Origin of the sequence: Thermomicrobium sp. CFH 73360 (assembly GCF_023806465.1) — a bacterium.
Lineage (GTDB): Bacteria > Chloroflexota > Chloroflexia > Thermomicrobiales > Thermomicrobiaceae > Thermomicrobium.
This window is the reverse complement of the sequence record NZ_JAMSLS010000001.1, coordinates 53,709-76,860: the sequence shown is the minus strand read 5'-3', so window position 1 is coordinate 76,860 and position 23,152 is coordinate 53,709. Positions and strand designations below refer to the sequence as shown.

Here is a 23,152-nt window from a genome sequence, read left to right as displayed (position 1 = left end):
CATGCGCAGACTTCGTTATGCTGGTGCAAAGGGGAACTTCACGGAGGAGGTTCAGTGTGATCGAGCGGCTTTCCGCGGTCACGAGCCGGATCGCTTCGTTTATTGACAGTGGCGAGCTTGACGGAGCTGGCCTCGCAGTCGGGCGAGGCGGTGAAATGCTACTCGAGTGGTACGGAGGTGAAGCCGCTCCGGGGCTACCAGCCGGGCCTGGCGTTCTCTGGCCGTTGGCCTCGGTGAGCAAGCTTTACACCGCGGCGACTATTCTCGCTCTGGTCGAGCGGGGAATTTTGACACTCGGGACGACGGTGGCTTCGATCTTGCCGGAGTTTGACGAGGATGAGCGGCGCACGATCACCGTTCGACATCTCTTGACACACACCTCAGGCATTCCCTATGAGCCCGTTGACATGGAGCTACTGTTGCAACAGCAGCTTCCGTTGGACGAGGTGATCGAGGCGGCCTTCACTGAGCCGCTGGACTTCGCTCCAGGAAGTCGGATCGGGTACAGCGACCTCGGATACGCACTTCTCGGCGTGCTGGCGGAACGCGTGACGGGTCGACCCTTCCCTGAGCTCATGCGGGAGTTCGTTCTCTTGCCAGCTGGCCTCGATGAGACCCACTTTCCGCTGCGGGGTGATGTGCATGAGGGGCGCCTTGCTCGAGTCGTGGGCGGGCTTGGTGATGGATTGCCTTGGGCAATGTATGGTGCGCGATACGGTTTGCGCTTAGCCCACCCAGCGTGGGGAGTCGTGGCGACGCTCCCGGACGTAGTGCAGTTTCTACTCCACTTTACGCCGCACGCGCCAGGGCGCTTGCTTGCGCGGGCAACCGTCGCGGCGATGACGAGCCGGCAGACTCCGGAGACGCTGGGACTGCCGGGATGGGGCCTCGGGTTTGAGGTGGGAGGTGGGTATTTTGGCGAGGTGGATCTTTTCTCGCCGAGTTGCTTTGGGCATACGGGCGCCACGGGTTGTGCTGCATGGTACGATCCGGCCTACGATCTAGCGGTTGTCTTCGTTTCGAACCGGCATTTGAATCTTGGGCGAGAACGTTTCTTACAGCGGATTGCCTCAGTACTAAATGGTGTTGTCGCTGCAGTGACGTGAACACGTCCTGCGTGTTATACTGAGAATGCCGTGGCGGCGCGGGCCGACGCGGGCTTTTTTGTGTGAGGCTAATCCCGAGTGGGGAGCTGAGCAGTGCCAAAGCGAACATATCAGCCGAATCGGTTAGGTCGGAAGCGCGTCCATGGATTCCTGGCTCGAATGAGCACCCGTGGTGGGCGAGCCGTCCTGAAGCGACGGCGCCTAAAAGGGCGCTGGAAGCTGACTGTGTCGGACGAAAAGAAGATCACGCCCAATAAGCGCTAGGCATTCTTGTGATCGCGCGGCGGTTGCGTCTCCGCCGTTCCAGCGATTTCGAGCAGGTGCGGCGCCGGGGCCGGACCGTGAGTAGTCGACTCGTCGTTTTGCGCGTCGCACTGAACGGGCTTGCACATAATCGGTACGGATTCGCGGTCGGGCGGCGAGTCGGGAAGGCGGTGCGTCGCAACCGGGTGAAGCGCTGGCTGCGTGAAGCGGTACGGCGGATGCATCCGCATCTCCAACAGGGCTATGACCTCGTGTTTGTCGCCCGGGGTACACTGGCAGATGAGTCTGTGACGTATCATGAAGTTGCCGCCACAGTCGAGTCGTTGGTGAAGCGGGCTGGATTGTGGGCGGATCAAGATCGAGAGGGAGATTCTCAGGGTTTGGCGCGATGAAAGGGTTAGTCCTCCTCTTCATTCGCTTCTACCAGCGTTTTATCTCGCCGGGTCTGCCACCTGCGTGCCGCTTCTATCCAACGTGCTCGGAGTATGGCTACGAGGCGATCGAGCGGTACGGTATCATCAAAGGAGGCATCTTGGCGGTGCGGCGCATCGCACGCTGCCATCCTTTCCATCCTGGTGGATACGATCCGGTGCCATGAGCAAAGTCGGGTGTCACCAATGAGTGACCGGCATTCAGGAGGAAGCCGTTGATCATCTGGGATCAGTTTGTCTATGCGATCGAATGGGGCTTGGCACGCACCGCTGAATTAACGGGGAGCGCAGGTGTCGCGATCATTCTGTTCACGATCTTGATCAAGACGGTGCTCCTGCCGCTCACAATTAAGTCGGTGCGTTCTACCAAGGCGATGCAGGAACTCCAGCCCAAAATTCGGGAATTGCAGAAGAAGTATGGGCAGGACCGGCAGCGCCTTTCCGCCGAAATGATGAAACTGTATCAGGAGCATGGTATCAACCCAATGTCGGGTTGCCTTCCGATGCTCCTGCAGATTCCAGTGTTCTTCGGCTTGTACTTTGCGATCCGGAACTTGTCTCTGAGTCAGGTCGGTGCGTGGGCACACGGGTTCCTGTGGGTACCCGATCTCGCACAACCCGATCCCTTGCGGATTCTGCCGATCTTGGCTGGTGTATTTCAGTTCATCCAAACGCGGATGACTCGTCCAGCAGGGATGCGGCGATTCGAAGATCCGCAGCAGCAGATGATGTACTCGATGATGCTGTTCATGCCCGCGATGGTGGTCTTGTTTGGGTGGAATTTCGCGGCAGGTCCCGTTCTCTATTGGGTCGTTTCTGCACTCTATAGTGTGGTACAGCAGTGGTTGATCACCGGGTGGGGCGCGATGCGCGACTGGTTGCCGTTCCTGCCCGAGTTGCCGGAGCATCGACGGTTGGGGTACGTCGATCCGAAGCAGCGAGTGAACAACAAGGGAAATCGCGGTGGTCTCCTCAACCGACTCCTGCAACAGGCTCAGACGCAGGCCCAGCAGGGGACGCCGGCTGCAGGAGAGCCGAATCCGTCTGATCGCACATCTGCTGCCGTTTCGGCTCCCGCTGACCAGCCACCGCTCGACCCTGCTGCGCTGGTACCAAGACGTTCGCGTTCGCGTGGCAAGCGGTCATCCTGAGTGAGCGGTCACGCAGCGCGTCCCGACCGGGGCACGGGGGGACAGAGGCGCGGTGATGGCGGAAAAGAGAGCTGTTGAGATTCAGGCTCGATCGGTCGATGAGGCAGTAAAGCTCGCGCTGGAACAGTTGGGATTACCTCGCGAGCGCGTTCATGTGGAAGTGCTCGTCGACAATGTCCCCTATGGAGGGGAAGCACTCGTTCGGGTGACCCCACTCGGTAGCGGTGAGGTGTCGAGGGGACCGATCAAGCGACCAGATCCCCAGACCGAAGCAATTGTGAAACAGGTAGTGCGAGAACTCCTGCAGGCGATGGGCTTCTCCTGTACGGTCTTAGCGGTCGACAATCCGTCAATTATCGAACTCGGACCGGAGGATCCACCGACTGTCTTCATCGACATTCATGGTCCACATTCGGGTATGCTGATTGGGCGGCGCGGCGAGCACCTGGCGCAGCTCCAGTACTTGGTGAACGTGCTTGTCAATCGGCGCCTTTCGTCGTGGACACGTGTGATCATCGACGTTGAGGGGTACCGGAGCCGTCGTGAGGAGTCGCTGATTGCACTGGCGCATCGCGTAGCGCGCCAGGTGGCACGCACCAAGCAACCAGTGACGCTTGAGCCGATGCCCGCGAACGAGCGCCGGGTCATCCATGTCGCATTGCGTGAGAACCCAGACGTGGAGACGCGCAGTAGCGGTGAGGGGGATCAACGACGAGTCACTGTCTACCCGCGCCGCTGATGTCGCCAGGGAGGCCAGCGGCCGGAAAGGGATTCCCCGGTGAGTTCACAGCGTGCTCCACAATATGTCGCGATCGGCCATGTGACGGTTGATCTCGATCCGACAACGGGGTCGGCTCGGCTCGGCGGCACCGCGCTCTATGCGGCGCTGACGGCAGCGCGGTTTGGGTTGGATGCTGCCATCTTGACCCGCGGGAAGTTCGACACCTATGGCGCAGCAATTAGCGAGGAGCTCGCACGGTTCTCCCATGAAGTTGCAATGATCGTGCAGGAGGCTGCTGCGCCGACTGTTTTCACGAATCGTACGGTCGCAGGACGCCGTGAGCAAACAGTCCACTCGTGGGCCGGGCCGATCGATCTCAGCGGGTTGCCGCCAACCTGGCGCTCGGCACGGATTATTCATTTGGCTCCTGTCGCCCAGGAGATTGATCCACGGCAGGCTGGTCGTCTCAGCCCTGAGTTCCTCGGCGCGACCCCGCAAGGGTGGATGCGGCAGTGGCCACGCTCCGGTGGCCGCGTTCGGCTTATTCCCCTGCGCCTGCCGCATGAGCTGGTGACGCGGCTCGACGGGTTCGTCCTCAGCACATTAGAGCACACTCTTGCGAGGGATGAGATTGAGGCGATCGCACAGCGTGGCGTTGTTGCCATCACCAGAGGACCTGACGGAGCGACCGTGATTGACCGTGGACGGAGCTATGATATCCCGGCCTACCCAGTGACTGTGCGCGATGATGTCGGAGCGGGGGACGTCTTCGCGGCAGTGCTCTTTTTGCTCCGTGCCCAGCACGAAGCAACGCTGTGGGCGGCGAAGATGGCCGCCGCTGCTGCCGCTTTGAGGATCCAAGGACTCGGGCCTGATGCCGTGCCGACGCGCGAAGCGGTTGAGGCCTTTCTGGAACGAAGGGGCGAGCGACGGCGCTAAGCCTCGCGTTCAGGTGGATTGTGCGATCCGTACGACCCGGGCTCCCGACACGCGAATGATGTCCTCGGGACGGATTTCCAGCATCGTGTGATCGTCACCACCGCCACCATAGACGATTGGCTCCTCCAGAACGGCCGGATCGACGATGACTGGGACAGATGTGGCATGTCCGACCGGCGGAGTTGCACCAGCTGGGTAACCAGTAACGGTCACGACCTGCTCGGCGGGGGCAAGTACCAGCTGGTCACAGCCAAGCGCAGCTGCGAGCAGTACACGATCCACTCGCTGGTCACCGCGGACGACAGCGAGCACGCACTTGCCATCCACAGTCGAGAAGAGGAGGGATTTCACGATGCAGCGCGGTGAAACACCGAGTGCCTGTGCCGCTTCGGTAACAGTCCTCGTAGGTTGATCGAGGTGTAGCAATCGGGACTGTACCCCCTGACGCCTAAGGAACGCTTCGAGAGTCGTTGTGTCCAGGCGTGACACGGTGCACTCCGAGAGCAAGTCACGAAACCTCAAGGATACGTGCCGTGATCTGGCCGTTGGGGGTATCGATCATGACGCTGTCGCCGACCCGACGGCCGAGCAACGCTTTCCCAACCGGCGACTCGTTCGAGATGCGGCCAGCCGACGGCTTGGCCTCGATCGCACCGACGATCGTATACGTTTCGATCTCTCCATCAATTTCGATGGTGACGGTTGAGCCGACTCGGACAACCGAACGGTCACCATCGGTCGGCTCTTCGATAAGTTCGACACGCTTCAAGAGTTCCTCAATTTCCCGGATACGCCCCTCGATGAATGCTTGATCATGCTTCGCGGCATCGTAGGCGGCGTTTTCCCGGATGTCCCCATGCTCGCGCGCCTCTTGGATGACGCGTGCGATCTCGGGTCGGCGATGCTTCACAAGATACTCATATTCCCGGCGCAGCGCCTCCAGCCCTTCCCGCGTGATCGGAATTCGCTCACGAGTCATCGTCGTTTGACCTCCTGCACGGCAGATTTCGAGTTCCTTTTCGCTCGCGCGTTCCCTTCTCGGACGCGAATGGTAATGATAGCGTGTGTGTTTCCAAGTGACCACGGCGGCCAGACCCAGGGCAGCGTGCTACTCTGCGGTCATGAGAATCGTAGTGGACGTGACGCGCTCCTCTCGAGAACAATCGTGTGGGTCCGAATGCAGGCGAGGAGGGCAGTACAATGCAAGTTGAGACCTCGAATGCGGCGGAGTTGGTGCAGAAGGACATTGCGCACCATCTGCATCCATTGACGAACCTGCACCAGCTCCGCCGTGAGGGACCACTGGTTCTCGTCCGAGGGGAAGGCGTATGGGTTTGGGATGCCGAGGGACGTCGATACCTCGACGGATTCGCAGGGTTATGGAACGTGAACGTGGGCCATGGCCGTCGAGAGCTGGCCGAGGTTGCACGGGCGCAAATGGAGCGAATCGCGTTCGTCCCGACCTTCTTTGGATTGGCGAGTCCGCCGACGATCGAACTTGCAGCGCGTCTGGCTAACCTCTTCCCCGAACCGCTCAACCACTTCCAGTTCACCTGTGGTGGCGCAGAATCGAATGAGACAGCGATCAAGATCGCGCGTTATTACTGGTGGCTGAAAGGCCAGCCCGACCGCATGAAGATCCTTTCGCGCCGAATGGCTTATCACGGGATCGCGATGGGGGCCTTGTCTGCGACTGGTGTGCCGTCCTACTGGGAAGGGTTCGGGCCACGGCCGCCGGGATTCATCCATTTAACAGCTCCATACAAGTATCGCTTCGGGGAAGGACTCTCTGACGAGGAGTTTGTGGCACGTCTCGTGCAGGAACTCGAGGAGACGATTCAGCGTGAGGGGCCGGAGACGATCGCTGCGTTCATTGGGGAGCCCGTCCAGGGTGCGGGTGGAGTCGTAGTTCCACCCGACGGGTATTGGCCAGCAATCGCTCGTGTTCTCCGGCGGTACGGTATCTTACTCATCCTTGACGAGGTGATCACCGGTTTTGGGCGTACGGGAACACTCTTCGGGATGCAGCAGTACGGGATCGTGCCGGACATCGTGACCTTCGCCAAGGGCATCACCTCCGGATATCTCCCACTGGGTGGAGTTGGAGTAAGCGACGAAATTGCGGACACTTTGGCGAGTGCCGATCGCGTCTTTATGCATGGCTTCACCTATTCGGGGCATCCGGTGTCTTGTGCCGTCGCGCTCCGTAACCTCGATATTTTGCTCGCGGAACGACTATGGGAGAATGCCGCGGAGGCCGGGACTTATCTCCTGGAGGCCTTGCGGCAACTTGAGGAACGTCCGTACGTCGGTGAGGTGCGTGGCAAAGGGCTGATGCTCCTTATCGAGGTTGTCCAGGATAAGGTCACCAAAGAGAAGTACCCACCGGAGTTTAAGCTTGGTGCCAAGCTCGAGGCTGCAACACGACGCCGCGGCGTCATCGTCCGCTGCACGCCAGATGGAATCGTCATGGCACCGCCGCTCACCATTTCTCGCGCAGAGTGCGACATCCTCATCGAAGCCGTGGCAGGAGCGTTGGCTGACGTCCTTGAGTGAGGCACCCTTGGCAATCCTGCGAATTGGCAGGAAATCAGCTGCTCAGGGGGAGTGAACAGAGACTCGCTCCCCCGCAGTTCGTTTCCTCAGCGGGCGCAAGCACGCTTGATGGGATTTCCAAGCGATCGTGACTTAAGCCGCTACTGATATTGTCTTCCCACAAAAGCGGTTGGTATAGGGACCAGTCAATGGCAGCGTGGTCAGCCCGTTTCGATGAGAGACAGTGACATGAATGACTTTGCGTTCCATCGGCCTGTCTCTCGACCTTTGCTCGTGAATTCTCTTGACAAGCTCATTCATGATGAGTATAATTGCGGTCTGCATCTCTCCGAGCAGACATGCCACCACGGGTGATCTGAGAGCACGCCGGAGCGGTTGGGTGGCTGTGTGGCGGTGGTGTGAAAGACCGAGGAGGTGGTATGCGAGCTGTTCTTGGTCGAGTCCCGATCGAACTCGGGATTGTGGCGGCCGAGCGGGCCTTCCGAACGGTTCTTGGGCGGGAGGTTCGGTTTGCCACCGCGAATCGACGAGAGACTGCTGACCGCATTCTCCATGCTACCTGGGAGGTCTATAGCACGTACCTTCAAGGTTACCAGTGGAAGAAGGGATGCCACCCCAGCCGAACACGCGAGGAACGAGAACGGTTGATGCAAGCTGTGACTGCATTTTTCCTTGGTGTCGCCGTGTTGGAGTCGCTCTACGAAATCGACATGCTTGCTCGCTGGCTCGTTGGAGAGTTTGACTTCGAAGAACTCAGCGCCTGATCGAACGGAGGGCAAGAGCGTGGTGGGGTTTTTCGACCACGCTCTTTTCGTGCCATGTTACGCTCGATATGGGAACAACGGGTCCGTGGAGGAGCCGACGATGACGGAATTGACTCACTTTGACGAGCGCGGTCAGGCGCGCATGGTGGATGTCAGTGCAAAGCCAGAAACGCAGCGCGTTGCAGTCGCGCGAGGCCGCGTCCAGGTGCAGCCGGGAACACTTCGAGTCGTTCGCGAAGGGCGCGCGGCGAAGGGGGACGTCCTTGGTGTCGCTCGCGTCGCCGGGATCATGGCGGCGAAGCGGACGGCGGACTTGATCCCCCTTTGCCATCCCATACCCTTGACCAAGGTCGAACTGGATCTCCAACCAAACGAGGCTGAGTCGTGTATCGAGATTGAGGCACGCGTCGAGACGGTTGGTCGGACCGGGGTGGAAATGGAAGCGCTGACGGCGGTCGCTGTCGCAGCGCTGACGGTCTACGACATGCTGAAGGCAATTGACCGAGGGATAACGATTGACGCGATTGGACTAGTGCTCAAGGCGGGAGGCCGGAGCGGGGAGTGGCGCCGCTCGGGCTAAGTTGGCCTTAGTCGGCGGCGGAGACTGCCAACATGGGTTCGCCGGCACTCACTCGTTCGATCTGACCAGCGATTCCCCCGCCGACAACGCGATCTTCGACATACAGCACAACGGACTGACCCGGAGCGAGCGGCGGTGCCGGCTCGTCGAAGATGACCCAGTCACCTTCCACACGTGCTGGAATCCGCTGCCCCTGGTAACGCAACCGGGCCTCGCCAGTAGTTACCGGCTCATGCCAGATCGGGTCGACCAACTGGACAGCCCGGGTAAGGATCCGCTCGCGCGGTGCGACACGCGCAATCGCTCCCTCTGGCTCAATCGAGGCAATGTACCGGCGCTCTGGTGTCGGGTGTGTCCAGTGTAGACCGCGGCGCTGGCCGATCGTGACGAACGCAATGCCCGGATGAGATCCGACCACGTGTCCGAGTTCATCGACAAGCGGACCGGGACGCGCGGTCTCAGGACGCCGTTGTGCGACGAGCTGACCGATACCGCCGTAGGTTTTGGCGAAGCAGAGACCCACGGAGGAGGGCTTCTGGGCGACGAACAAGCCTGCGTCGCGCGCGATCGCGCGAACTCTCGGCTTATCATACTCGCCGAGCAGGAAGACAAGGCGCTCAACCTGTTCAGGTGTCAACCGGTACAGGACGTACGACTGGTCGCGCTGAAGATCACGCGCCTCGGCGATTCGCCAACCTGTGGGAGTCCAAACTTTGCGTACATAATGTCCAGTCGCGACGTACCGGATACCGAGTGCGTCGGCGAGTTCGAGCAAGGCCGGGATGCGAACTCGGTGATTGCACAGGATGCACGGATTCGGCGTTTCGGCTCGTGCGTAGTGCTCGACAGTCGGCTCAACGACGTGGCGCTCAAACTCGGGACGCAAGTCGCGCACGTAGAACGGAATACCCAGCTGGGCGGCGACAGCTCGCGCGTCCGCAGCAGCAGCATCGCCGCAGCAAACACCGTCCAAACCAGGCGCAGCGTCAAAAAGGCGCAAATGGATCCCGACCGGCTCCCAACCGGCTTGCTTCAACAGAAACGCGGTCACGGCGCTATCCACGCCGCCGGACAATGCCACCAGAATCCGCTCCGCCATTGTTCCTCACCAACAGTTCCCAATTCGCATTAATCGAATAATTGTAGCACAGCGACGTATCATCATTCCAGCTCAGTCGATTTGGTACCGACCGACTTGATAGGTCCGTGCATCAGGGGTAAGAACCGTCACCGAGCCAGCGAGCGACGCCTGCTCCGTCGCGCCAGTTCGGACCAGCAGCGCGCCCGGGACCGGGACGAGGACATTCGTCCACGGAAGTTGAAGCGGAACGAGTTGTGGTTGGAGCCCCTGAATGGCAAGGCCATCGACTTGAGAATCGGTCGTGACCCAGCGTTGCAAAAAAGGGCTGATGCGTGGGCCGAGGAGGAGCGCTGCGGCCAGGCCTACCAGGAAGGGTAAGGGCGAGAGCTGACGCAAGAGTAGCAACGTTGCAAGGAAGGCGAGGGCGAGAACAAGTTGGCTGGCCACGAGTGTGGTACCGCAACGCGGGTGGATTGCGAGTTGGCGCTCACCATGCTGGAGGCGGCGTAGGCCTTCTTGAGCGGCTTCCAGGACAAGCGTTGGGGCAACCGGACCGAAGATCAGGAAGCCATCCTGGCGTGCGAGACCAGCCAGTCTGGTCGGTCCGAATCGTTCCTCGATCACATTGATCGTCGCGTGCTCAAGCGCATGATTGCGCCGCAACTGTCGATCTCGGAGAAGCCGCACAAATTGACCAGGCGCCGTGATCAAGGTCACGAGCGACGTGAGGGTCAAACCGACCAGAACGGTCAGGGCGAGCAGGCCAATCACGAGAAGTATGGTGACGAGCAGGAGCACGAGCACGGGACCTCCGGCGTCCGCAGCACTGTCCGGTGCCAGTATGCCACATTTGACTGCGTTCTTGTTTGATGAGTAAAATGCTAAGTAATCGAAAGGATGAGGCCATGCAGGAAGCGGGCGCACTTCGTGAGGAAGTCGCCGAACTCCTCTTCGAACTCGCACGATCGCTGCGGCGGCGTACGCACCCGGTACGGCAGGGCGAGCTGACCCCGGAGCAGTTCTGGCTTCTCAAGCGCCTGTGGCTACGGGGGCCCCTGCGGATCGGCGAGCTCGCAGCCGAACTCGGTGTTACACCGGGATCGATCACCGTGGCATGCAAGCGCTTGGAGCGGGCTGGGCTACTCCAACGCGAGCGCGGGGCGTTTGGTGACGAGCGAGTCGTCATTGTTTCGCTGACTGCTGAAGGACAGGAACGGTTGCGTCAATGGCAGGAACTGCGGCGCGCATACTTGGTCGAACTTCTCGCTGTCTTGAGTTCAGAGGAGCTCGCGACCTTACGACCGCTCCTGGCGCGACTGGTCGCTGCGGCAGAACAAGAGGATGGGGTCCGCAATGCCGCTCGTTGAAGTGACGGAGCTCGTGCGGCGCTTTGAAGATGTCCTCGCGGTCGATCATGTGAGTTTCTCCATTGAACCTGGAGAGGTATTTGCGCTGCTCGGGCCGAACGGAGCCGGGAAGACCACGACGATTCGCATGCTCGTCACGCTCCTGCGTCCGACCAGTGGTACGGTCCGCATTGCAGGGATTGATGCCATTCGCTCTCCCGATCGGGTGCGCCGGGTGCTTGGGTACGTACCACAGACGTTGTCAGCTGACGGTTCCCTGACTGGCTACGAGCACCTGCTGATGGTTGCCAAGTTACTCCGCATTCCCCGGCGGGATCGTGAGCGCGCCATTGCGGAGGTCTTGGAGCTCGCACGACTAGAGGAGGCAGCAGATCGCCTTGTGCGGAGCTACTCGGGAGGCATGGTCCGACGACTAGAAATTGCCCAAGCAATCCTTCACCGGCCAGTGCTCCTGGTGCTGGACGAGCCGACGGTTGGACTTGATCCAACGGCTCGTCGAACAGTCTGGGAGGCGCTTCAGGAACTCCGGCGGCGCGAGGGGACCACCCTGCTCGTCACGACTCATTACATGGAGGAAGCGGAGCTTCACTGCGAGCGCATCGGAATTATGAACCGTGGCCGCTTAGTCGCTCTTGGGACCCCAGACGAATTGAAGGCGAGCATCGGCGGAGCGAGTTCGCTTGATGTTGTGTTCACGGCGTTGACAAGTGATACCTTGGAGTCGGGAGGGTCATTCAGTGAAGTCAGACAGCTCCGTCGGCGGCTCCGGCGTTTCGGTTGATCTCGCTACGCGGCTTGCCGAGGCAGTCCATCCGCTCTCGCTCGGAGAGCGAGTCGCGAGCTTCGTCGCGGCATCGCTCGTGGTAGCAGAAGTAGAAGCTCGTCGGTTGCGGCATGATCCATGGGAGGTTGTCACGCGCGCAATCCAGCCGCTCCTGTGGCTGACCATTTTTGGGCAGGCGGTTGCGCGAGCCCGCCTCTTTCCAGGGCAGGGAGATTATCTCTCGTTTCTCGCCCCGGGGATTCTGGCGCAATCGGTCATGTTTACCTCGATCTTCTATGGTCTTGCCATCATCTGGGAGCGGGACGCAGGGATTCTTCAGAAGATCCTCGTCTTGCCCGTCCCACGGGCAAGTTTCGTCGCTGGGAAAGGACTTGGGGCCGGGCTGCGCGCGCTCATACAGGGTGCTGTCATCATCCTCGTTGCTATCGCGATGGGTATCCCTCTTGAGGTCGCTCCGCTGTCACTCTTGACCTGCGCAGTTGCGATCGTCCTGGGCGCAAGTGTCTTCGCAACTCTCTCGATGCTGCTGGCGACGCTCTTAAAGACGCGCGAACGTTTCATGGGCATCGGCCAGGTCCTCACGATGCCGCTGTTCTTCGCGAGCAACGCCATTTATCCGCTCGACATCATGCCGAGCTGGCTGCGCATCCTGGCACATCTCAACCCGCTGAGTTATCTTGTCGAGCTCTTGCGCCAGGCACTTGTGGCAGGAAACACGCTCGGCGCACCGCGTGATTGGCTCGTGTTGCTCGCCTGGCTTGCGGTTTTACAGGTGATCGTGAGTCGCCGTTACGACCGTGTGATGTTGTAAGCCTCTGTAACACACAGCTTGGAACTCGGATCAGGCGGAGCATGACCACTGGAACCCGAGCCCGACTCATTGCGTCTTCTCAGCGAGGGTGTCAAGGGAGGATGACAATGGGAAGGGCTCTCCTCTTGGTAAGTCTGACTCTGATCGTGACACTTGGTTGTTCGCAATCGAATGAAGTGCTTCCCAGAGGACCATCCGAACCGGTGACACAAGGAGCACCCGGTAGGGAACCTGCGTCGCCGAGCAATCGGCTTCCCTCGATAGGCCGCCTCGTCGTACGGGAAGCCGAGCTCCTTGTCTGGTGTGACGATTACCTTGCGGCAGCGAGAGAAATCCAGGAGCTGGTCACGACGTTTGGTGGCTATGTGCTGGAGTCAGACGTGGTCGATCTACGAGACGAGAGTGGACCGCGCCAAGCATCCCTGACCGTAATGGTTCCAGCGGATGAGCTCGAGCACTTCCTGACCGCGGTCGCGGAACAACCGAGTGTCACACGTGTCGCGAGTGAGCGCGTGCGAAGTAGCGACGTGACTGAGGAAACGCTGGATCTCGCTGCGCGCCGGCGAACATTGGAGCGCACTGAAGCGCGACTCCAGGCGCTGCTAGAGCGGGCCCAGACGATCGACGAGATCCTGCGTCTTGAGCAAGAGCTTACCCGCGTGCGAATGGAGATCGAACAGATTGTTGAGCGTGAGCACTTCCTCGACCGACGAATCCAGTATGCGGAGGTTCGTTTACTGCTCGTCCCCACTCCGCGTCAGGGGGAGCCCGGTTTCCTCGAGACATTCCAGGAGGCGTGGTCAGCTTCACTCTTCTTCCTTCGGGTGGTGATTCGGGGCACGTTATGGGCAATTGTGCTGACGTGGTGGGTCTGGAGTACGCTGCTGGTGGTAACTGCGCTCTTGTTACTTTGGTGGAGACGAAGACCCTGGCGGAGGTCGCTGCCAGCTTGAAGGAACGGTGAGACCATACCTTGGAGAGCACGGCTCGAAGCGATCGGGGCGGGGATCGTCAAGCTACCGCAGCACCGAGCACTGCAATGGCTTGGACACAGTTGTCTTGCCGCGGCTCCTGAAATCAGTTCCGGCGGGGAACTGCGATTGCTACGCCCCACGGTGTTGCTCTTTGGGGGTCCTCTCTTGGTGTCGCTCGCGTGAGAGCGACCTGTCATCCTGTTGGTAGTAGACAGTGGAGCGTCCTGCTACGCGTCACCAGTGCCGAGACGATTGAGCACTGCCTGTTGCTCGCTAGGAACCACTTCCGAGGAAGCGACACTCGTGAAGTGGATCAGCGTTGTCCCAAAACAACAAGCCCTGCCAACGCATACGCGCGGGCGCACTGGAGGAGTTCGTCGACGCTCACCCACTCGTCTGGCTGGTGAGCGACGGTTGGATCGCCTGGACCGTAGATGACGGTGGGATACCCACGTGTAGCGAAAAAGCGACCGTCCGTGCCCATACTGAACCCGGTCAGCGAGCTGTCCAATCCGAGATAGTCATTGACTGCAACCATTGTCCGAACGAGTGGTGTGTCTTCCGGCTGGAGAATGGCCGGCCGGCCAGGCCACTCCGCAGCGGGCTCGACACTCACGCGCAGTCCCGGTACCGTTTGGATGGCACGCTCGGCTACCTCGCGGACCTCGTCAACCGCAGTGTTGGGGTTCTCTCCCGGAATTAAACGCCGGTCGATATAGATCGAGCAGCGATCAGGGACAACATTCGTCTTGACTCCGCCTTCGATCAAGCTGATCGTCGCGGAGGCTGGTGCGAAGTAGGGATGCCGACGCGCGGCCAAGCGGGGCCATAACTCCTCCCGAAGGGCGCTAATCACTTGTGCCATGCCCTCGATCGCATTAACACCTTCCCAGGGAAGAGCTCCATGGGCGGTTCGGCCATATACTGTGACGCGAATGCCGACACCACCGCGCTCCCCGATACAGATCCGATTGTTCGTGGGCTCAGCGACGAGCACGGCATTGGGACGGAGATCGGTGCGCTCGGCGATACGCTTTGCGCCAAACAGGCCACCCACCTCCTCATCAGCGACTTCGGTCACGACGAGCGTCCCCTGCAAGGGGACGCCGCTGCGCGCAAGTGCAGCAGCGGCCACGAGCTGTGCTGCGACCCCACCCTTTACGTCACAGCTACCGCGCCCATACAACTTCCCGTCGCGCACCACACCACCGAAGGGAGGTACCGTCCAAGCAGATTCCTCGCCCACCGGGACAACATCGAGGTGCGAATTCCAGAGAAAGAGGGGGCCTGGCTCGCTACCATAGCGAGCGATCACATTCGGTTTGGTCGGCTCGGCGGCGTCGAGCTCGATGGTGAAGCCTGCTGCACGGAGAAAATCGGCGCACACAGTTGCTGCTTCGCGCACGTCACCCGGTGGATTCACTGTTGGAATCCGGACAAGGTGTTGAGCGAGTGCCAGCACGTCTTCAAGGCGGATGAGTGCGAGGACTTGTTCGACAAGGGTCTGGTGGATCGATGGTATCCGCATTGTTCTCTCTCGTTCGCAAGAATGACCATGGGCCTGCAGACCCGCCCGAACACTGTGCTATGCTGGGCCAGGGACGGAGAGTTGTCAAGGAACGAAGTGGCGAAAGCGATGAGTGCAAGCGTAACCGAGATCGAAATGCTCCTGGGACAGGTACGTGGCGTAGCTTTCGATATGGACGGGGTTCTCTACCGGGGTGAGCAGCCACTGCCTGCGGCCGCCGAACTCGTAAAGGAACTTGCACGATGCGGTCTTGGCTACGTCATGGTGACAAACAACTCGACAAAGACGCCGGAACAGTATGCGGCGAAGCTTGCCGGCATGGGCATTGGGGTGCCAGCCGGGCGGATCATAACCTCTGGGATCGCGACGCGCGACTGGATGCAGTTGCGTTATCCGGCCGGAACCCGTGTCTATGTGCTTGGTATGCCGGCGCTCCAAGAAGCGATTTTGGGCGACGGTCGCTTTGTCGCAGCTGGGCGAGATGCAGAAGTGGTGGTGAGCGGTGCCGATTTCACACTCACCTACGAGAAACTCAAGATTGCCACGTTGGCGATCCGGGATGGAGCAGACTGGATTGCGACGAACGCTGACCGGACATTCCCCTCCGAAGAGGGGCTGATACCGGGGTCGGGCGCGATTGTTGCGGCACTCGCCGCAGCAACTGACCGCACCCCACGCGTCATTGGGAAACCGGAGCCCGCCATGGTCTTGCGGGCGGCGGATATTCTCGGTCTTTCTCCAAGCGAGGTTCTCATGATCGGCGATCGACTTGACACCGATGTTTTGGCAGGGAAGCGGGCTGGCGCCCGCACAGCTCTTGTTCTTACTGGAGTGAGTTCGAGGGCGGATCTGGCGCAAACGGAGATCATGCCCGATCTTGTCCTCGATGATCTCCGTGTCCTCTTGCAGGTCGTAAGGGAACGCCGCTCGTGAGGCAAGTTGGTCGCTACTGTGTAGAGGACCCTCGGACCATACAAGGGCGGGACGACGTCTCACTGCGAGGGTGGAACCTCGGCGCATTACGCGTGTGGTACGCCCTGGAGGCCCTTGAGGGAGTTCGTGGGAGGGTTCTGGTACCGGGTTGTGGCGCTGGGCGGTACGTGCGGGCGCTACAGCGTGAGCGGCCGGACCTCTGGATCGTCGGTGGGGATTTGAGCCGGACGGCGATCCGTGAGGCATACCGACGAGATCCGGAGGGACGGTACGTGGTCCTGGATGCTTGCCGGCTCCCGTTCGGGTCGAGCGCGTTTGATGCAGTTGTGTTTCTCGATGTGTTAGAGCATGTGCCGCAGCCTGCAGTGATGATCGATGAGTGCGTGCGTGTTCTACGACCGGGAGGCGTCCTGCACGCGTTCGTGCCGTTGGAGGCACAACCCGGGACGCTCTACTGGGTACTGCGCACGAGTGAACGGTGGCCGATTCACCGTTGGAAGCGCGATCACGTGGGACACGTTCAACGGTTTTCTGACCTAGACATCCTGCGCCTCTTGGCACGGGCTGGTTTCGAGGTACAGACGCTGCACTATAGCTTTCACTTGGTGGGGCAAATTCATGACGTTCTCGACTATTGGCAGCGAGAACGTGCCGCAGGAGCGACAGGCATTCTTCCGCTTTGGGCCGTCCGACTGGTGACGCGCCTTGCGTTTTTCGTCACCTGGCGATTGGCAGCGATTGAAGACCGTGTGAACCGGAGTCGTGCACTTGCAGCGGGTTTGCACGTGACAGCCTATCAACCAACGCGCGCCGAACAGCGAGCGGTCAGGGTCGCGTTGTCGGCACGGGATGGCCAGTGAGGGGGAGTTTGCTGTGTGGGAACCGATCATCGATGGACACACCGACTACGTTTTGTCGCTCTTCGAAACAGGACGTAACTTCTTCAACGAGAGTCATTGTGGCCATGTTGATCTCCCGCGAGCGAAGCGTGGCGGAATCGGCGCGATGCTCACGGCGATTTTCATCCGGGACGAATATCTCCCAGACCAAGCATTGGCGCGAACACTGCGTGGTGTCGACTTTTTATTCCGCATTATCGAGGCGTCAGGCGGAGCGATGGAGCTGATCACGAGCGCGTCGGAACTGGAAGCGTGTCTGGATCGCGGAAGGTTCGGGGTGATCCTGCACTATGAAGGTGCCGAGGCGATCGACCCAGAGTTCGCTGTGCTCCGGCTCAGTTACCAGCTTGGGCTGCGTTCCTTGGGGCTGACTTGGAGTCGACCCAATATTTTCGCGGAAGGAGTTGGTCCGCAGGATCGGGGACGAGGTCTCACGAGTCTGGGGCGTGCGCTCGTCAGGACGTGCAACGAACTGGGGATTCTCATTGATGTCTCCCACTTAAATGATGCGGGCTTCTGGGATGTGCTCGAGTACTCGGAGAAGCCGGTTGTGGCGAGCCATAGCAATTGCCGCGCGCTGTGTCCAGTTGCGCGGAATCTAAGCGACGAGCAAATCCTTGCGCTTGCCAAGAAAGGTGGGCTCGTAGGAATTAACTTCCATGTCGGTTTTCTTCGCGCGGGTGCGGAGCGACCAGAGGACGTACGACTCGATGACGTGATCGCGCACATCGATCATATTGTGGAGCTGGCTGGGGTGGACCACGTGGGCTTCGGTTCTGATTTCGATGGGGCAACGATGCCCGTAGACCTGGCCGATGTCGCTCACCTACCGCGCCTACTCGAGACATTAGTACGGCGTGGCTATGACGAGACAGCGTTGCGGAAGATCTGCCGCGAAAACTGGCTCCGTGTCATCCGCGCAGTTTGGCGTGAGTAACAGACGAAGACGCTCAATGCTGTGATCACTGCGGCCGGTGCACAGTGCACCGGCCGCTCACTGGTTCGCGCGTGATGCGGCGAATGCTCGCCGTTGGTCAGACATCGGTGACCAGTTCGAGCGATTTGTCTGCCACAATGCGGCGGACCATCGCCTCGAATCGCTCGATCGGCATCGAGCCAAGGTTCTCGTTTGTGCGCAATCGTACGGCGACACTTTCCTCAGCCACTTCCCGGTCGCCAACAACCAACATATATGGGATCTTCTGCAGCTGAGCATTGCGGATTTTGGCCTGCATCCGTTCGTCGCCATCGTCGACTTCGACGCGCAGGCCAGCCTCGTACAACCGATCGCGGATGCGATAGGCGTAGGGAAGGTGACGATCGGCGATTGGGATGATGACAGCCTGGACCGGAGCGAGCCAGACAGGGAACGCACCTGCAAAGTGCTCGATCAAGATACCGATGAAACGCTCGAGCGACCCGTAGATGACACGATGGATCACGACCGGTGTCTTTTCTGTGCCATCGCGGTCTGTGTATGTGCATCCAAAGCGGCGTGGAAGCTGGAAGTCGAGCTGGATGGTACCTGTTTGCCACTGACGGCCAAGCGCGTCTTCCATCAAAATGTCGATCTTGGGACCGTAGAATGCTCCCTCGCCCTCGCCGATCAGATAGTTTCCCGGGCCGGCATGGCGATCGAGGATACGCTGGAGAGCAGCTTCAGCTTTGTCCCAGGTCTCGGGATCACCCATGAAGTCATCGGGACGAGTCCCCAGTCGAAGCGTGTAGCGCAGCCCAAAGATACCGTAGAACAGCTGGGCGATGTCCAGGATACGTGCGAACTCCTCTTCGATTTGGTCTTCAGTCACAAAGATGTGGGCGTCGTCTTGCTGGAACTTGCGGACACGCAGGAGACCATGGAGGGTGCCGGAGCGCTCGTAGCGGTGCAGAATGTCACAGTCAGAAAGCCGCAAGGGAAGGTCACGGTAGCTGCGCTTCTTGAGGTTGTACACTACCATCGCATTGGGGCAGTTCATCGGTTTGACGCCGTAAACAAGGTGTTCGTCAAGTTGAATGAGGAACATATTCTCGCGATAGTGTTCCCAGTGACCTGAGGTCTCCCAGAGACTCTTGTCATTGATCAGTGGCGCGGCAATCTCCTGGTACCCTCGCTTTTCGTGCTCGCGTCGCCAGAAGTCGAGGAGAAGATTCAGGATTTTGAGCCCCTTTGGGAGCCAGTATGGCATGCCGGGTGCGGTGGGATCAAAGTGGAAAAGTTCAAGTTCTCGTCCGAGGCGACGATGATCGCGCCTCTCGGCCTCTTCGAGGCGATGAAGGTACGCCTCAAGTTGCTCGCGCGTTGGCCAGGACGTGCCGTAGATGCGTTGGAGCTGTGGGCGCCGCTCGTCACCGCGCCAATAGGCACCGGAGATGCGGAGGAGCTTGAAGAACCCGATTTGCGACGTATCGCGGACGTGGGGCCCGCGGCAGAGGTCGGTAAACCCGTCATGCGTGTACGTTGTGATCACCTCGTCAGGCGGGAACTCTTCGATGAGTTCGAGCTTATACGGCTGATCTCGAAAGAGTTCTCGCGCCTCTTCACGGCTGATAACCCGGCGGATGAAGGGGTAGGCGGCAGCCTTAATCTCTTCCATGCGGCGTTCGATCCACTCGAGGTCTTCAGGTGTGAGCGGTCTGGGCAAGTCGAAGTCGTAGTAGAAGCCATCGGCGATCGCGGGCCCGATACCCAACTTGGCTCCCGGAAATCGTTCGAGGACAGCCTGTGCCATCACATGCGCACAGGAATGCCGCATGCGTGCGAGGTCAAGTTCCTGCTCGCTCTCTGCTACGACAGCAAGATCCATCTCTTTTGTAAGGTCACCCATTTCGGTCCACCTCCTCGGTGCTGTGCTGGCTCAACTGAACGGCCTGCCGCCCTGTCGGGACGGCAGGCCGAGCCTGACGCGGTTCCACCCAACTTTCCGCCGGCCTTGAAACACCAGCGGCACTCATCGGGATGCCCGATAACGGGGGCTACCGGACCCGGCTACTCGCGTTCGCCGGACCAGCTCGCGGGCGGTACGAACGGCCACCGGAACCTAGTCGAGCTTCCAGCCTGCGACTCGACCTCTCTGGAGGTCGGCGACCGTCGCATGACCCGGTCGTCGCCATTTCCTCATTGCGAATGGTAGCCCTGTGCGAACAGTACCGTCAACGGCTCATTCTGTTGGAAAGCGGTCTGCTGGGGAAAAAAGAAACCTCGCCAGGCGGCGAGGCCTGCGGTGGGCGGTAGTAGACTCGAACTACTGACCTCCACGATGTCAACGTGGCGCTCTAACCAGCTGAGCTAACCGCCCACGCTGCTAAGGAGTATAGCGGAATGCACCGCTCACTGCAAGGGAGTGTTACGGGTATGCATCCGGCGTGCGCATACGTCTGTCCTCAGCACTCCTGTGTGTTGATTGTGCTGCTTGTTGCAGACCTGCTGGGTGCGGGCGCCGTTTCTCCTCCGGACTCTCGTGCTTCGCCCGCGGCCTTGGTCAGGCGGTAGTGCGTGCGCTCGTCCTGTATTCAGCGGACGGGCCAGGTTGGATACACAGCTTGGGAGGCCTTGATTCCTGTGCTGACGAATGCACGCGTGTTCGTGCGAGCAGCGGTGATGCTTCTGGAGGCACCGATGGCGGCACCGGGTTCAATGGCCGAAGTACTGATAGATCACCTCACGTGGTTGCCAGTGCACTTCCCAGTGGTTGAAGCGGGCGAGAAGAGCACGGACACGATCGTAGAGCGGCCGGAGTTTGGGGTCCCTCACCTTGTAGGCACCGCGAAGTTGTCGGGCCACGAGTTCGGAATCGGTCTGGATCTCGAGGATCGTGCCATGTGTCGGTGTTCCCCGTTGCTCCAGGAGCTCAACGAGCGTCTCCAGGGCCGCAAGAAGCGTCCGGTACTCGGCCTGGTTATTTGTTAGTGGCTCCTCGAACTCAATGGAACGGTCCATGGGTGGAACGTCAGGTAGCTCGAGACGATAACTTCCATAGGCTGGTCCAGGGTTGCCCCGCGAGCCGCCGTCAAAGATCAGAACAATACGCTTCAGTGGAGTGGTATCCTCCACCACGTTGCTGCTCCTTCACGATGCTGTGAGGAGCCGGGAGTCTCATCCGGCCCCTCACCGTGACAGAATCAGTATCGGGCGCCATTAGCTGGCCACTGCGGCTTGGCGCGCCCGCGACTGTTGGATGATACCCTCGGCAAGATGTTGCGGGACAGGCTGGTAGTGCGAGAACTCGGTGCGGAAGGTTCCACGCCCCTGCGTCAACGAGCGCAGCTCTGTAGCATACCGTTGAAGTTCGGCAAGTGGCACCAACGCCTCGATGGTCGTGCGGCCATTTTCCCCTGGCGACATGCCGAGGACGTGCGCCCGTTTGCCGTTTAGGTCACTCATCACGTCACCAGTGTATGTGTCTGGAACCGTGACCCAGAGCCGCATGATCGGTTCGAGGAGAATCGGCTTTGCGGCGGCTTGTCCTTTGCGGAAGGCCTGGGCTGCTGCGATCTTGAACGAGAGTTCCGACGAGTCGACAGAGTGGTAGGATCCGTCGACCAGCGTAACCTTCACATTTACCACGGGGTAGCCAGCGAGCACCCCCTCTTCCATCGCCTCCCGGACACCCTTCTCGACTGCCGGGATGAACTGCTTCGGGACAACGCCACCCACGATCGTTTCATGGAATTCAAAGTCGGCATCTGGAAGTGGTTCGAGGTCGAGGAAGACGTGGCCGTACTGCCCGTGCCCGCCGGTCTGCTTCTTGTGCTTGTACTCGACTCGACGTACTGGAACCGAGATCGTTTCCCGATAGGGAATGCGGGGCAAGCTCCAGTCGACCTGGACGCCGAACTTTCGTGCCATGCGGTCGAGCGCGATCTGGATGTGGCTCTCGCCCAGGCCGGAGAAGAGTGTTTCTCCCGTCTGATTCTCTCGGCCGACGCGCAACGTCGGATCCTCCTCGAGGAGTCGCTGCAAAGCGGTCCCCATTTTGTCCAGGTCAGTCTTGGTTCGCGGGAAGACGGCGACGGTGAACACAGGTTCGGGAAACTCGATGCCTGCAAGTGTGATTGGCCGACCCGGATCGGTCAAAGTATCGCCAGTTCGTGCAACCTGGAGCTTCGCCACTGCACCGATGTCGCCTGGCCCGATCTGTCCCATCGGTATCTGTTCTTTGCCCCGTACGACGAAGAGCTGGCCAATGCGTTCCGTCTCGCCGCGCTGCGGAACGGCGGCGTGCGAATCGGTCCGGAGGGTTCCGGAGTAGACGCGGAAGTAGGAAAGCTTGCCGACGAAGGGGTCGGCGAACGTCTTGAAGACAATCGCGGCGAGCGGGCCGCTCGGATCAGGCGCAAGTTCGATTCGCTGACCGTCTGCTCGCGTGGCGCTCGTCGGGCCGGGAGCCGGGAAGAAGTCGATGATCGCGTCGAGAAGTGGAAGTACACCCTTCAGAGCGGTGGCCGCGCTCACGAACACTGGCACAACCGCACCGCTGGCGATCGCTACACGCAAGCCAGCGCGCAATTCGTCCGTGCTGATGTCGTCACCTTCAAGGTAGCGGAGCGTTAATTCTTCGTCGCTCTCGCAGGCTGCCTCGATCAGCTGAGTGCGGAACTCATCCAGTGCGCTGACGAGCTCGTCCGGAACAGCAGTACTCTCAAGCGCTCCATTCTCCGTGTAGCGATAAGCCTGACCGGAGAGGACATCCACAAAGCCCTGGAAGGATTTCTCTTGACCGATTGGCAGATGCATCGGCACGACGCGGTTGCCGAACGCTGTCCGTGCACTGGCGAAGGCCTTGGTGAAGTTCGCGTGTTCGCGGTCCATTTTGTTGATCACCAAGGCACGTGGCAGTCGATGCGCTTCGGCGAGTTCCCACATGTGCTCGGTGCCGACCTCGACGCCGACCGTCGCATCCATCAGGATCAGCGCGGCATCGACGATGCGCATCGCACTGTGGACCTCACCGACAAAATCGAAGTATCCCGGCGTATCGATGAGATTCACTTTGTGTTCGCGCCATTCGAGAGGGATGATGCTAAGGGAGATCGAAATACGTCGCTTGTGCTCGTCAGGGTCCCAGTCGGAGACCGTCGTCCCCTCTTCGACACGACCCATCCGAGAGATCGTACGGGTCGCGTAGAGGAATGCTTCGGTCAACGAGGTTTTCCCTGTACCACCGTGGGAGAAAAGGCCGATATTACGGATCCGTTCTGGGGGATACTGCTTCACTGTACCCTCCTCACTAGCCGAACCGGCGACCGGTACCGCAAGCGGTACG

The 23,152-nt window shown here is 60.1% G+C and carries 25 protein-coding genes and 1 tRNA gene; 17 read left to right on the top strand and 9 right to left on the bottom strand.

All coding sequences use genetic code 11. The features are described 5' to 3' along the window. The first annotated feature begins 56 nt into the window (after positions 1–56). The 7 genes from NET03_RS00345 to NET03_RS13670 all read left to right on the top strand — a co-directional run bounded on the left by NET03_RS00345 (position 57) and on the right by NET03_RS13670 (position 4,612). Positions 57–1,106, top strand: a complete 1,050-nt coding sequence (locus tag NET03_RS00345) for a serine hydrolase domain-containing protein (protein WP_252126898.1) — start codon at positions 57–59, stop codon at positions 1,104–1,106. A gap of 93 nt (positions 1,107–1,199) precedes the next feature. After that, positions 1,200–1,370: a 50S ribosomal protein L34 gene (rpmH, locus tag NET03_RS00340; protein WP_252126897.1), complete on the top strand. Its 171-nt coding sequence runs from the start codon at positions 1,200–1,202 to the stop codon at positions 1,368–1,370. Between the two features lie 8 nt (positions 1,371–1,378). After that, on the top strand, positions 1,379–1,762 hold the full coding sequence (gene rnpA, locus NET03_RS00335; protein WP_252126896.1) for a ribonuclease P protein component: 384 nt from the start codon (positions 1,379–1,381) through the stop codon (positions 1,760–1,762). After that, complete coding sequence (yidD, locus tag NET03_RS00330) at positions 1,759–1,968, top strand: membrane protein insertion efficiency factor YidD (protein WP_252126895.1); 210 nt, start codon at positions 1,759–1,761, stop codon at positions 1,966–1,968. The genes rnpA and yidD overlap by 4 nt, the downstream gene beginning before the upstream one ends. A gap of 48 nt (positions 1,969–2,016) precedes the next feature. Beyond that, positions 2,017–2,952, top strand: coding sequence for a YidC/Oxa1 family membrane protein insertase (locus tag NET03_RS00325; protein ID WP_252126894.1), 936 nt, complete (start codon positions 2,017–2,019; stop codon positions 2,950–2,952). 55 nt (positions 2,953–3,007) lie between these two features. Then, the gene (gene jag, locus NET03_RS00320) at positions 3,008–3,691 is read left to right on the top strand and encodes an RNA-binding cell elongation regulator Jag/EloR (RefSeq protein WP_252126893.1); all 684 of its coding nucleotides are present in this window, start codon (positions 3,008–3,010) and stop codon (positions 3,689–3,691) included. Positions 3,692–3,730: 39 nt separating this feature from the next. Then, a complete protein-coding gene (locus NET03_RS13670; RefSeq protein ID WP_252126892.1) occupies positions 3,731–4,612 on the top strand; it encodes a PfkB family carbohydrate kinase in 882 nt (293 codons plus the stop codon). A 9-nt stretch (positions 4,613–4,621) separates the two neighbouring features. On the opposite strand, the gene NET03_RS00310 is transcribed toward NET03_RS13670, so the two are convergent. Together NET03_RS00310 and greA are read right to left on the bottom strand one after the other, a co-directional pair. Continuing rightward, on the bottom strand, positions 4,622–5,101 hold the full coding sequence (locus tag NET03_RS00310) for an aminoacyl-tRNA deacylase (RefSeq protein WP_353655739.1): 480 nt from the start codon (positions 5,099–5,101) through the stop codon (positions 4,622–4,624). A 19-nt stretch (positions 5,102–5,120) separates the two neighbouring features. Beyond that, a complete protein-coding gene (gene greA, locus NET03_RS00305) occupies positions 5,121–5,591 on the bottom strand; it encodes a transcription elongation factor GreA (protein WP_252126890.1) in 471 nt (156 codons plus the stop codon). Positions 5,592–5,812: 221 nt separating this feature from the next. Between greA and NET03_RS00300 the strand changes: the two genes are divergently transcribed. From NET03_RS00300 to moaC, 3 genes are all read left to right on the top strand, one after another. Further along, positions 5,813–7,168 (top strand): aminotransferase family protein, encoded by a 1,356-nt coding sequence (locus NET03_RS00300; RefSeq protein ID WP_252126889.1) that lies wholly within the window; start codon positions 5,813–5,815, stop codon positions 7,166–7,168. A 419-nt stretch (positions 7,169–7,587) separates the two neighbouring features. Continuing rightward, a complete protein-coding gene (locus tag NET03_RS00295; protein ID WP_252126888.1) occupies positions 7,588–7,932 on the top strand; it encodes a hypothetical protein in 345 nt (114 codons plus the stop codon). A gap of 100 nt (positions 7,933–8,032) precedes the next feature. Next, complete coding sequence (gene moaC / locus NET03_RS00290) at positions 8,033–8,512, top strand: cyclic pyranopterin monophosphate synthase MoaC (protein ID WP_252126887.1); 480 nt, start codon at positions 8,033–8,035, stop codon at positions 8,510–8,512. 7 nt (positions 8,513–8,519) lie between these two features. Here moaC and mnmA read toward each other — a convergent pair whose 3' ends face one another. Further along, positions 8,520–9,611, bottom strand: coding sequence for a tRNA 2-thiouridine(34) synthase MnmA (gene mnmA, locus NET03_RS00285; protein ID WP_252126886.1), 1,092 nt, complete (start codon positions 9,609–9,611; stop codon positions 8,520–8,522). Positions 9,612–9,683: 72 nt separating this feature from the next. Next, complete coding sequence (locus NET03_RS00280) at positions 9,684–10,397, bottom strand: DUF6391 domain-containing protein (protein WP_252126885.1); 714 nt, start codon at positions 10,395–10,397, stop codon at positions 9,684–9,686. Positions 10,398–10,498: 101 nt separating this feature from the next. Between NET03_RS00280 and NET03_RS00275 the strand changes: the two genes are divergently transcribed. The 4 genes from NET03_RS00275 (at position 10,499) to NET03_RS00260 (ending at position 13,508) form a co-directional block, all read left to right on the top strand. After that, on the top strand, positions 10,499–10,960 hold the full coding sequence (locus NET03_RS00275; protein ID WP_252126884.1) for a MarR family winged helix-turn-helix transcriptional regulator: 462 nt from the start codon (positions 10,499–10,501) through the stop codon (positions 10,958–10,960). Beyond that, positions 10,947–11,741, top strand: coding sequence for an ABC transporter ATP-binding protein (locus tag NET03_RS00270; protein ID WP_252126883.1), 795 nt, complete (start codon positions 10,947–10,949; stop codon positions 11,739–11,741). The genes NET03_RS00275 and NET03_RS00270 overlap by 14 nt, the downstream gene beginning before the upstream one ends. Beyond that, on the top strand, positions 11,698–12,555 hold the full coding sequence (locus NET03_RS00265) for an ABC transporter permease (protein ID WP_252126882.1): 858 nt from the start codon (positions 11,698–11,700) through the stop codon (positions 12,553–12,555). Before NET03_RS00270 ends, NET03_RS00265 begins: the two co-directional genes overlap by 44 nt. A 107-nt stretch (positions 12,556–12,662) precedes the next feature. Further along, entirely contained in the window at positions 12,663–13,508 is an 846-nt protein-coding gene (locus NET03_RS00260; protein ID WP_252126881.1) for a DUF4349 domain-containing protein, read from the top strand. A 334-nt stretch (positions 13,509–13,842) separates the two neighbouring features. Here the strand turns inward: NET03_RS00260 and NET03_RS00255 are convergent, their stop codons facing one another. Then, on the bottom strand, positions 13,843–15,057 hold the full coding sequence (locus NET03_RS00255) for a M20 family metallopeptidase (RefSeq protein WP_252126880.1): 1,215 nt from the start codon (positions 15,055–15,057) through the stop codon (positions 13,843–13,845). A 108-nt stretch (positions 15,058–15,165) separates the two neighbouring features. Here NET03_RS00255 and NET03_RS00250 point away from each other — a divergent pair, with 108 nt between their 5' ends. From NET03_RS00250 to NET03_RS00240, 3 genes are read left to right on the top strand one after another with little or no spacing between them, the layout of a single operon-like run. Further along, on the top strand, positions 15,166–15,990 hold the full coding sequence (locus tag NET03_RS00250; protein WP_252126879.1) for an HAD-IIA family hydrolase: 825 nt from the start codon (positions 15,166–15,168) through the stop codon (positions 15,988–15,990). Next, entirely contained in the window at positions 15,987–16,850 is an 864-nt protein-coding gene (locus tag NET03_RS00245; RefSeq protein WP_252126878.1) for a class I SAM-dependent methyltransferase, read from the top strand. Before NET03_RS00250 ends, NET03_RS00245 begins: the two co-directional genes overlap by 4 nt. Before the next feature lie 13 nt (positions 16,851–16,863). Next, a complete protein-coding gene (locus NET03_RS00240) occupies positions 16,864–17,826 on the top strand; it encodes a dipeptidase (protein WP_252126877.1) in 963 nt (320 codons plus the stop codon). Positions 17,827–17,923: 97 nt separating this feature from the next. Here NET03_RS00240 and thrS read toward each other — a convergent pair whose 3' ends face one another. From thrS to fusA, 4 genes are all read right to left on the bottom strand, one after another. Beyond that, positions 17,924–19,714: a threonine--tRNA ligase gene (gene thrS / locus NET03_RS00235; RefSeq protein ID WP_252126876.1), complete on the bottom strand. Its 1,791-nt coding sequence runs from the start codon at positions 19,712–19,714 to the stop codon at positions 17,924–17,926. 397 nt (positions 19,715–20,111) lie between these two features. Next, a tRNA-Val gene (locus tag NET03_RS00230) sits at positions 20,112–20,185 on the bottom strand. Positions 20,186–20,520: 335 nt separating this feature from the next. Further along, entirely contained in the window at positions 20,521–20,943 is a 423-nt protein-coding gene (locus tag NET03_RS00225; protein ID WP_252126875.1) for a ribonuclease HI family protein, read from the bottom strand. A gap of 81 nt (positions 20,944–21,024) precedes the next feature. Beyond that, complete coding sequence (fusA, locus tag NET03_RS00220; protein ID WP_353655761.1) at positions 21,025–23,103, bottom strand: elongation factor G; 2,079 nt, start codon at positions 23,101–23,103, stop codon at positions 21,025–21,027. Positions 23,104–23,152 lie beyond the last annotated feature (49 nt).